This is a genomic window from Streptomyces sp. NPDC048461, from assembly GCF_055587105.1.
Window position 1 is genome coordinate 32,479 of record NZ_JBVJGW010000029.1, and the last position, 7,281, is coordinate 39,759.

Genomic DNA, 7,281 nt, shown 5'->3' on the forward strand with positions numbered 1-7,281 from the left:
GAATCGAGGACATGCTTCCGCTGTCCCCCTTGCAGCAGGGCATGCTGTTCCACTCCGTCTACGACGCGAGCGCGCCGGACGTCTACACGGTGCAGGTCTCCGTCTCCCTGGCCGGTCCCGTCGACGCGGACCGGCTGGAGCGGGCGGGCGCCGCCCTGCTGCGCCGCCACCCGAACCTGCGGGCCGGGTTCTGGCACGAGGGGGTGCCGCAGCCGGTGCAGTTCGTCCCGTCCGAGGTGACCTTCACCCTCGGCCGCCAGGATCTGTCCGCCGATCCCTCCGACGCCGCGCTGCGCCGCGTGGAGCGGGCCGAGCTGGACCGCCGGTTCGAGCTGCACCGGCCGCCGCTGCTGCGGCTGCTGCTGGTGCGCCGGGGCCCCGACGACCACCTGCTGGTCGTCACCGTGCACCACATCCTGGTCGACGGCTGGTCGATGCCGCTGCTCGTCGGGGACCTCCTCGCGCTGTACGAGAGCGACGGCGACGCCTCGGCCCAGCAGCCCGTACGCCCCTACCGCGACTACCTGAAGTGGCTGAAGGCGCAGGACGTCCCGGCCGCCGAGGCCGCCTGGCGCACCTCGCTGGCGGGGCTGGAGGAGGCCGTGCTCGTGGCCCCCGCCGACCCGTCCCGCACGGCCGTCCGGCCGGGCGTGCACCGGGTGGAGCTGTCCGGGGCCGCCACCGCGCGCCTGACGGCCGCCGCCCGGTCGCTGGGCACCACCCCGAGCACGGTGATCCAGGCGGCCTGGGGGCTGCTGCTCGGCGGTCTGACGGGCCGCCGGGACGTGGTCTTCGGCCTGACGGTCGCCGGACGGCCCGAGGAGATACCCGGCGTCGAGTCGATGGTCGGGCTGTTCATCACCACCGTCCCGGTCCGGCTCGACGCACGGCCCGGCGAGAGCGTGGCGGAGCTCCTGCGACGCTTCCGGGACGAGCAGAACGGGCTGCTGGCCCATCACCACCTGGGCCTGCGCCTGATCCAGAAGCAGGCCGGCGGCGGCGAGCTGTTCGACACCCTCGTCGTCATCGAGAACTATCCCGTGGACCCGTCCGCCCGACCCGCCCTGTCCGACGGGGTCCGCGTGACGGGCGTCGAGGCCCGCGACGGCACGCACTACCCCCTCACCCTCGCCGTGTCCCTGGACGAGCGGGCCGAACTGGCCCTGGAGTACCGTCCGGACCTGTTCGACGAGCGGACCGTCGCCCGCGTCGCGGAGCGGCTCGTCGCCCTCCTGGACCAGGTCGCCGGTGACCCCTCCGTCCCGGTGGGCACGCTGGACCTGCTGACCGGCGCCGAGCGCGCGGAGCTGCGTACCGTCGGGCAGGGCACCGAGCGGGACGTGGCCGGCGGTACGGTCGCGGACCACTTCGCCGCGCGCGCCGCGGCGACCCCGGACGCCTGCGCGGTGGTCGCGGGCGCAGACCGGCTGACCTTCGCCGAGCTCGACGACCGGGCGGACCGGCTGGCCGCGCTGCTGGCCGCACGCGGCGCCGGCCCCGAGGCGGTCGTCGCCCTGGCCGTACCGCGCTCCGCCGACTCGGTCGTGGCCATCCTGGCGGTCCTGAAGTCCGGCGCGGCCTACCTGCCGCTGGACCTGGACTACCCGGCGGACCGGATCGCCCTGATGCTGGACGACGCCGCCCCGGTGTGCGTGCTGACCACGGAGGCGGCGCTCGCGCTGCTCCCCGCCGGGGAGCCCGGCGGACCCGCGCGGATCGTGCTGGACTCCGCCGGCGCGGCGGGGGAACTGACCGCGCAGGGCGGCGGGTTCCGCCCGCCGCGCACGGAGTCCGGGCACCCGGCCTACGTGATCTACACCTCCGGTTCCACCGGCCGCCCCAAGGGCGTCGTCCTGACCCACGGGGGCCTGTCGAACCTGTACGCCAACCACGTCGAGGACGTGTTCGCCCCCGCGGTCGACACCGCGGGCGGGCGCACGCTGCGCGCCCTGCACACGGCCTCGTTCAGCTTCGACACCTCCTGGGAGCAGCTCTTCTGGCTGATCTCGGGACACGAACTGCACGTGCTCGACGAGATCGGCCGCCGGGACGCCGAGTTCACCGTCGGCTACGTCCGCGAGCACCGGATCGACGCCATGGACGTGACGCCCACCTACGCGGGCGCGCTCCTGGAGTGGGGGCTGCTGAGCCCCGCCCACCACCGTCCGGGGCTGCTGCTGCTCGGCGGCGAGGCCGTGCCGGACGCGCTGTGGTCCGAGGTCCGCGCGGCGCCGGGGGTGATGTCGGTGAACCTGTACGGGCCCACCGAGTACACCGTGGACGCGCTCGGCGCCGACCTGTCGGACTCGCCGACCCCGATCGTGGGACGGCCCATCGGCAACACCGCCGCCCGCGTGCTGGACGCCGCGCTGCGCCCGGCGCCGGCCGGGACCCCCGGTGAGCTGTACCTGTCGGGCCACGGCCTGGCCCGCGGCTACCTGGGCCGGTTCTCGCTCACCGCCGAGCGGTTCGTCGCCGACCCGTACGGGCCGCCCGGCACGCGCATGTACCGTACGGGCGACCTCGTGCGGCTGCGGGCCGACGGGCAGCTGGAGTTCCTCGGCCGGGCCGACGACCAGGTCAAGATCCGCGGCTTCCGGATCGAGCTCGGCGAGGTGGAGTCGGCGCTGGCCGCCCTGCCCGGCGTCGGCTCGGCGGCCGTGGTGGTCCGCGAGGACACCCCCGGGGTCAAGCGGCTGATCGCCTACGTGACCGGCTCCGGCTCCCTCGTCGGGGCAGCGGTACGGGAGCGGCTGGCCTCGGCCCTGCCCGACTACATGGTCCCGGCGGCGGTGGTCGTCCTGGAGTCGCTGCCGACGAACGTCAGCGGCAAGCTGGACCGGGCCGCCCTCCCGGCGCCCGAGCTCGGCGCCGCTCCGCAGTCGCGGGCGCCCCGCGACGCCCGCGAGGAGGCGCTGTGCGCCGTCTTCGCCGAGGTGCTGGGGCTCGCCACGGCCGGCATCGACGACGACTTCTTCGCCCTCGGCGGCGACAGCATCGTCTCCATCCAGCTGGTGACCCGGGCCCGCAAGGCGGGCCTGGTCCTCACCCCGCGGGACGTGTTCGAGCAGCGCACGGTGGAGCGGATGGCCGCGGCCGCCGGCAACGCCGGTGACCAGGACGGCGGTTACCTGGCCTCGGAGGGTCCGCTCCTGGTCCTCGACGCCGGGCAGGAGGCCGCGCTGGCCGCGGTGTTCCCGCGGGTGGAGGAGGTCCTGCCGCTCGCGCCCCTCCAGGAGGGCCTGTACTTCCACGCCGTCTACGACGACAAGGCCCTCGACGTCTACCTCATGCAGAACTTCGTCGAGCTGCTGCACGCGGTCGACGGATCCGCCCTGCGCACCGCGTTCGACACCCTGCTGCGCCGCCACCCCAACCTGCGGTCGGGTTTCTGGCACGAGGGCCTGGACGGCCCGGTGCAGGTGGTGCCGGGCACGTGGGACCTGCCGTGGCGGGAGATCGACCTCAGCCACCTCGACCGGGAGGCGCAGGACGAGGCGCTGCGGGAGTTCTCCCTCGCCGACGCCGCGACCCGGTTCGACCTCGCGGCCCCGCCGCTGGTCCGCGTGGCCCTGATCCGGTTCTCGGCGGAGCGCTGGATGCTGTGCGTGACGCAGCACCACATCCTCACCGACGGCTGGTCGGAGTCGCTGTTCTTCGAGGAGCTCTTCGCCCTGTACGGGCACGGCGGCGCCGACGACACCCTGCCGCCCGTAACCCCCTACCGGGACTACCTGCGCTGGCTGTCCGCCGTGGACCGGGACGCCGCGTCGCAGGCCTGGCGGACCCACCTGTCCGGGCTGGACCAGGCCACCCTCGTCGCGCGGGCCGACCCGGCCCGGCAGCCGGTGACGGCCGAGGTCGTGGACCTGTCGCTGGACGTGCGCACCAGCGACCGGCTGCGGTCCTTCGCCCGGGGTTGCGGCATCACCCTCAACACCGTGCTCAGCACGGCCTGGGCGATGACGCTGGCCGGGATGACCGGCCGGGACGACGTGGTGTTCGGCGCCACGGTCTCCGGCCGTCCGGCGGACCTCGCCGGGGTCGACCGGATGATCGGCATGTTCATGAACACGCTGCCGTTCCGGGTCACCCTGCGCCCCGGGGAGCCGCTGCGCGACCTCATGGTCCGGGTGCAGAGCGAGCACGCGGCGCTGCTGCCGCACCACTACGTGGGGCTCGGCCCGATCCAGCAGCTGACCGGCCTCGGCCGGCTCTTCGACACGCTGTACGTGTTCCGCAACACGCCGCTCAACGACGCCGCCCGCGAGGAGGCCGTGGAGCGCCACGGGATCGGCTGGACGCACAGCGTCGACGGCACCCACTACCCGCTGACCCTCGCGGTCACCCCCGGTCCCGCGCTGGAGCTCAGCCTGGGCTACCGGCCCGACCTGTACGACAAGGAGACCGCCCGCCGGCTGGCCGGCCGGCTCGCGCTGCTCGTGGAGCAGCTCGCCGCCGGCGGGGCGGCGCCGGTGGGCCGGCTGGCCACGCTGGACGACGCCGAGCGGGCGGAGCTGCTCGCCACGGGCGACGACACGGGCCACGCGGTCCCGGACACCACGGTGGTCGACCTGTTCGCCGAGCAGGCCGCCCGTACGCCCGGCGAGACCGCGCTGGTCTTCGAGGACCAGCGGCTGACGTACGCGGAGCTGGACGCCCGCGCGAACCGGCTGGCGCGCTCCCTGGTGGCGCGGGGCGCCGGGCCGGAGACGGTGGTGGCCCTGGGGCTGCCCCGGTCGGCGGACTTCGTGGTCGCGCTGTTCGCGGTGCTCAAGACGGGGGCGGCCTATCTGCCGCTGGACCTGGACCACCCGGTGGAGCGGCTCGGCGCGATGGTGTCGGACGCCGCTCCGCTGTGCCTGGTCACGACGGCTCCGGTGACCGACCGGGTGCCGGTAGTCGAGGGCGTCGCGGCGCTGCTGCTGGACGACCCGGCGACGGTGGCCGAACTGTCCGCCCGCGCGGACGGGCCGCTGGACGAGGCGGAGCTGACCGGGGTCCGCGACGGCCGCCACCCGGCGTACGTCATCTACACCTCCGGTTCCACCGGGCGGCCCAAGGGCGTCGTGGTGCCCTACGCGGGTCTGACGAACATGCTGCTGAACCACCGGGAGCGGATCTTCGCGCCGGCGGTGGCCATGGCGGGCGGGCGCCGGATGAAGGTGGCGCACACCGTGTCCTTCGCCTTCGACATGTCCTGGGAGGAGTTCTTCTGGCTGGTCGACGGGCACGAGGTGCACGTCATCGGCGAGCAGCTGCGGCTGGACCCGGCGGCGCTGACCGCGCACTACGACCGCGTCGGCATCGACGTCGTCAACGTGACGCCCTCGTACGGACTGCAGCTCGTCGAGGCGGGCCTGCTGGACGAGGACCGCCACCGCCCCACGCTGTTCCTGCTGGGCGGCGAGGCGGTCCCGGACGGGCTGTGGGAGCTGCTGAGGAACACTCCGGGCACGATGGGCTACAACCTGTACGGGCCCACCGAGTACACGATCAACGCGCTCGGCGCCGACGTGGGCGACAGCGCCGGTTCGTGCGTGGGCCGGCCGATCTTCAACACCCGGGCGTACGTGCTCGACAGCGCGCTGCGGCCGGTGGCTCCGGGCGTGCCGGGCGAGCTGTACCTCGCGGGTGCGGGCCTGGCCCGCGGCTACTTCGGGCGGGCGGCGCTGACCGCGGAGCGGTTCGTCGCCGATCCGTTCGGCGAGCCGGGGACCCTGATGTACCGGACGGGTGACCTGGTGCGCTGGCGCGGCGACGCGCAGATCGACTACCTCGGGCGCGCGGACGACCAGGTGAAGATCCGCGGTTTCCGCATCGAACTGGGCGAGATCGAGTCCGCGGTCGCGGCGGCGCCGGGCATCGCGGGTGCGGCCGTGGTGGTCCACACCGGGCCGACGGGCGTGAAGCGGCTGGTCGCCTACACCGTGGCGTCGGCCGCGGACGCGTCCGACCCGGTCGCGCTGCGGAGCCGGCTGTCGGCCGTGCTGCCCGAGTACATGGTCCCGTCGGCCTTCGTGGAGCTGTCGGCGCTGCCGCTGACGGTCAACGGCAAGGTGGACCGCGCGGCGCTGCCCGCCCCCGACTTCGGGGACGCGGGCGGCGGCCGGCCGCCGAAGGACGCCCGCGAGGAGCTGCTGTGCGCGATCTTCGCGGACGTGCTGGGGCTGGAGCGGGTCGGGGCCGAGGACAACTTCTTCGAGCTCGGAGGCCATTCGCTGCTGGCGATGAAGCTGGTCGGCCGGATCCGTGACGAGCTGGGCACCCCGGTCCAGGTCGGGACCGTCATGACCGCCCCGACGGTGGCCGACCTGGCCGCCCGGATCGGCTCGGACGCCCGCCGGGACGCACTGCGAGTGCTGATGCCGCTGCGGGAACGCGGCACGCGGGCACCGCTGTTCTGCTTCCACCCGGCGTCGGGCTTCGCCTGGCAGTACACGGGCCTGCTGCGCCACCTGGCGCCGGACCGCCCGGTGTACGGGCTCCAGTCGCCCGGTCTGGCGGGCGCGCAGCCCGAGGTGGCCGACGTCGCCGGGCTGGCGGAGCTGTACCTGGAGGAGATCCGTACGGTGCAGCCGCAGGGCCCGTACCACTTCCTCGGCTACTCCTTCGGCGGGACGGTGGCGCAGACGCTGGCCGCGATGCTCCAGGAGCGCGGCGAGGAGGTCGCCTTCCTGGGCCTGCTGGACGCGTACCCGCCGGAGATCGAGGACTGGTCGTACATCGACGCCCCGGACTGGCGCGAGCGCCTGGAGCGGGAGGAGAGCGGTTTCCTGCTGTCGGTGGCCGGGCTGAACGAGCCGGCGGGCGGGGCCCCGGTGGACCGGGCGGAGGCGGTCGGTGCGATCCGCGACAGCCAGGGCCTGCTGGCCGGGTTCGACGAGGCCCTGCTGGGGGCGATCGTCGACACGAACGTGCACTGCGTGCGGCTGCTGTCGCGCAGCCGGACCCGGCGCTACCGGGGGGACGTGCTGTTCTTCACCGCGTCCCGATCGACGCCGGTTGACGAGGCGCCGGGCCTGGTGTGGCCCGCGTACGTGGACGGCACGATCCGCGAGCACGTCCTGGACTGCTCGCACGACGACCTGATGTCCCCCGGGATCCTCGCGGAGATCGGCCCGGTGCTGGCGCGCGCGCTGGCCGCGGAGCCCGGCGTCCGCGCCTGAACTCCGGGGCGGGGCCGGGGGGTGCCCCCCCCCCCCGGCCCCCCCCGGGCCCGGGGGGCCCGGCCCCCCCCGGGCCCCCCGGGGGCCGGCCCCCCCCCCGCCCCCCCCCCCC

1 protein-coding gene is annotated in these 7,281 nt (G+C 74.9%); it reads left to right on the forward strand.

From position 1 onward, the window contains the following. Positions 1-11: 11 nt before the first annotated feature. Positions 12-7,169 (forward strand): amino acid adenylation domain-containing protein, encoded by a 7,158-nt coding sequence (locus ACZ6S8_RS33450; protein ID WP_469461435.1) that lies wholly within the window; start codon positions 12-14, stop codon positions 7,167-7,169. Positions 7,170-7,281: the final 112 nt, after the last annotated feature.